Annotated in this window: 2 protein-coding genes; both read right to left on the bottom strand. The window is 67.9% G+C overall.

The window, feature by feature from the left end; translation table 11 throughout:
- Entirely contained in the window at window positions 1-1830 is a 1830-nt protein-coding gene (glmS, locus tag L6Q67_RS23150) for a glutamine--fructose-6-phosphate transaminase (isomerizing) (RefSeq protein WP_296575745.1), read from the bottom strand.
- 185 nt (window positions 1831-2015) lie between these two features.
- Window positions 2016-3377, bottom strand: a complete 1362-nt coding sequence (gene glmU, locus L6Q67_RS23155; RefSeq protein WP_296575748.1) for a bifunctional UDP-N-acetylglucosamine diphosphorylase/glucosamine-1-phosphate N-acetyltransferase GlmU — start codon at window positions 3375-3377, stop codon at window positions 2016-2018.
- Window positions 3378-3382 lie beyond the last annotated feature (5 nt).

Here is a 3382-nt window from a genome sequence, read left to right on the forward strand (position 1 = left end):
TCACTCCACCGTCACGCTCTTGGCCAGATTCCGCGGCTTGTCCACATCGGTGCCCTTCACCAGCGCAGCGTGGTAGCTGAGCAGTTGCAGGGGGATGACATGGAGGATGGGGGAGAGCATGCCGTAGTGCTCGGGCAGGTGCAGGATGTGCACGCCTTCGCTTTCGGGGATCTCGCTGCCGGCGTCGGCAAACACGTAGAGCTCGCCGCCGCGGGCCTTCACTTCCTGCAGATTGCTCTTGAGCTTTTCGAGCAGGCTGTCGTTGGGGGCCACGGAGATGACGGGCATGTCCTTGTCCACCAGGGCCAGGGGGCCGTGCTTGAGCTCGCCCGCGGGGTAGGCTTCGGCGTGGATGTAGGAGATTTCCTTGAGCTTGAGGGCACCTTCGAGGGCGATGGGGTAGTGCTCGCCGCGGCCCAGGAAGAGGGCGTGCTGCTTGTCGGCGAAGCGCTGGGCCCAGCGTTCGATCTCGGGTTCGAGCTCGACGACCTTGGCGACAGCCACGGGCAGGTGGCGCAGCTGGGTGAGGTGCTCGGTTTCGGCCTGTTCGCTGAGGCGGCCGTTGACCTTGGCCAGGGCCAGGGTGAGGAGCGCCAGGGCGGCCAGCTGGGTGGTGAAGGCCTTGGTGGAGGCGACGCCGATCTCGGGGCCGGCGCGGGTGACGAAGCGCAGGGCGGTTTCGCGGACGATGGCGGACTCGGGCACGTTGCAGATGGCCAGGGTCTTGGTCATGCCCAGGCCCTTGGCAAACTTGAGGGCGGCCAGGGTGTCGGCGGTTTCACCGGACTGGGAGATGACGACGACCAGGGTTTCGGGGTCGGGCACGGATTCGCGGTAGCGGTATTCGCTGGCGATCTCGACGGTGCACTGCAGCTTGGCGACGGATTCGATCCAGTAGCGGGCGACGAGGCCGGCGTGGTAGCTGGTGCCGCAGGCGAGGATGAGGACGCGGCGGGTGGCGCCGAAGATGCCCACGGCGTCGGTGCCGAAGAGCTGCGGGGAGATGCCGCCGCCGCCGGCGATCATTTCGAGGGTGTTGCCCAGGGCCTGGGGCTGCTCGAAGATCTCCTTCTGCATGTAGTGGCGGTACTTGCCCAGCTCGACGGCGTCGGCCGACAGGCTGGAGATGTTGACCGGGCGCTCGACGGGGGTGCCGTCGGAGAGGGTGACGCGGAAGCCTTCGAGGGTCAGCTCGGCCACGTCGCCGTCTTCCAGGTAGACCACCTTGCGGGTGACCTGCAGCAGGGCGGCGGTGTCGGAGGCGGCGTAGTGGCCATCTTCACCGATGCCCAGCAGCAGGGGCGAGCCCTTGCGGGCGACGATGGCGCGGTTGGGCTCGGCTTCGCTCACCACGCCGATGGCGTAGGCGCCGATCAGCTGGCCGATGGTGACACGCACGGCCTCGAAGAGATCGGGCGTGGTCTTGAGGGTGTCGTGGAGCAGGTGGGCGATGGCCTCGGTGTCGGTGTCGGAGGTGAACGCGTAACCCTTGGCCTGCAGGGCGCTGCGCAGGGCTTCGAAGTTTTCGATGATGCCGTTGTGCACCACGGCGAGACCGTCGGAGATGTGGGGGTGGGCGTTGCGCTCGCAGGGCACGCCGTGGGTGGCCCAGCGGGTGTGGGCGATGCCGATCTCGGCGCTCAGCTGGGTGGCGTCGGCCTGGGCGGTGAGTTCGGCAACACGGCCGACGGCACGCAGGCGCTGGAGCTGGCCCTCCTTGAGCACGGCCAGCCCGGCGGAGTCGTAGCCCCGGTATTCCAGCTTGCGCAGGCCTTCGAGCAGCACGGGGACGATGTTGCGACGGGCAATGGCGGTAACGATGCCACACATGGTGGGGGGCCTTTCAGATGTTGGGTGTTGTCAGGGCGAGACGCGGGGGGCGCCGTCGACCTCGCGTAGGGGCGACTTCAGTCGCCCGCGGACTTCGATCAGCGGCATGCCTGTCATGGGCGTGCGGTGGGCGACTGAAGTCGCCCCTACAGCGTCGCCCCTGCAGGTGCCCCCGACGGAAATCTTCACTTCTTGACCTTCACCGGGCGCTGCCAGCCGGCCAGGGACATCTGCCGGGCGCGGGACACGGTGAGCTGGTCGGCGGGGGCGTCCTTGGTGAGGGTGGTGCCGGCGCCCAGGGTGGCGCCCTTGCCGACGCGCACGGGGGCGACGAGCTGGGTGTCGGAGCCGATGAAGACGTCGTCTTCGATGATGGTGCGGAACTTGTTGGCGCCGTCGTAGTTGCAGGTGATGGTGCCGGCGCCCACATTGACGCGCTGGCCGATGTCGGCGTCGCCCACGTAGGCCAGGTGGTTGGCCTTGGAGTGGTCGGCGATGACGCTGTTCTTCACTTCGACGAAGTTGCCCAGGTGCACGTCGTTGCCGAGCACGGTGCCGGGGCGGGTACGGGCGTAGGGGCCGATGACGCAGGCTTCGCCCATGGTGGTGTCTTCGATCTGGGAGAAGGCGGCGACCCGGGTGCCGGCGCCGAGGGTGGCGTTGCGCACGATGCAGTTGGCGCCAATACGCACGCCGTCGCCCAGCACCACGGTGCCTTCAAAGATGCAGTTGATGTCGATCTCCACGTCGCGGCCGCATTCGAGGGTGCCGCGCACGTCGAGGCGGGCCGGGTCGATGACGGTGACGCCGGCGTCGGTAAGGCGGCGGGCGATGTTGCGCTGGTGGATGCGCTCGAGTTCGGCGAGCTGGGTCTTGTTGTTGACGCCCAGGGTTTCCTCGAAGGCGTCGGGCTGGGTGGTGACGACGTCCAGGCCATCGGCCACCGCCATGGCGATGATGTCGGTGAGGTAGTACTCGCCCTGGGCGTTGTCGTTCTTGAGGTTACCCAGCCACTGGCGCAGGCGGGCCACCGGGGCGGCGAGGATGCCGGTGTTCACTTCCTGGACGCGTCGCTCATCAACGGTGGCGTCCTTCTCTTCGACGATGCGGGTGACCTTGCCGGCAGCGTCGCGCAGGATGCGGCCGTAGCCGGTGGGGTCGTCCATGGACACGGTGAGGAGCGCCAGGGCGGTGTCGCTGGCAGCGGCCATGAGGCGCTGCAGGGTGGGCACACCGATCAGGGGCACGTCACCGTAGAGGATCAGGGCGATGTCGCCATCGTCCACCAGGGGCATGGCTTGCTGCACTGCATGACCGGTGCCCTGGGGCGGGTCCTGGCGCGCCCAGGCCAGGTCGGGGGCGTCGAGGGCTTCACGCACCACCTCTCCACCGTGGCCGTACACCACCACGATGCGGCGTGCTTCGAGAATGCGGGCGGTATCCAGAACGTGTGCCAGCATCGGCTTGGCCGCCAGCGGCTGCAAGACCTTGGGCAACACCGAGCGCATACGCTTACCTTGGCCGGCGGCCAGTACGATCACTTCCATAGGGG

Origin of the sequence: Zoogloea sp. (assembly GCF_023150065.1) — a bacterium.
Taxonomy (GTDB): Bacteria; Pseudomonadota; Gammaproteobacteria; order Burkholderiales; family Rhodocyclaceae; genus Zoogloea.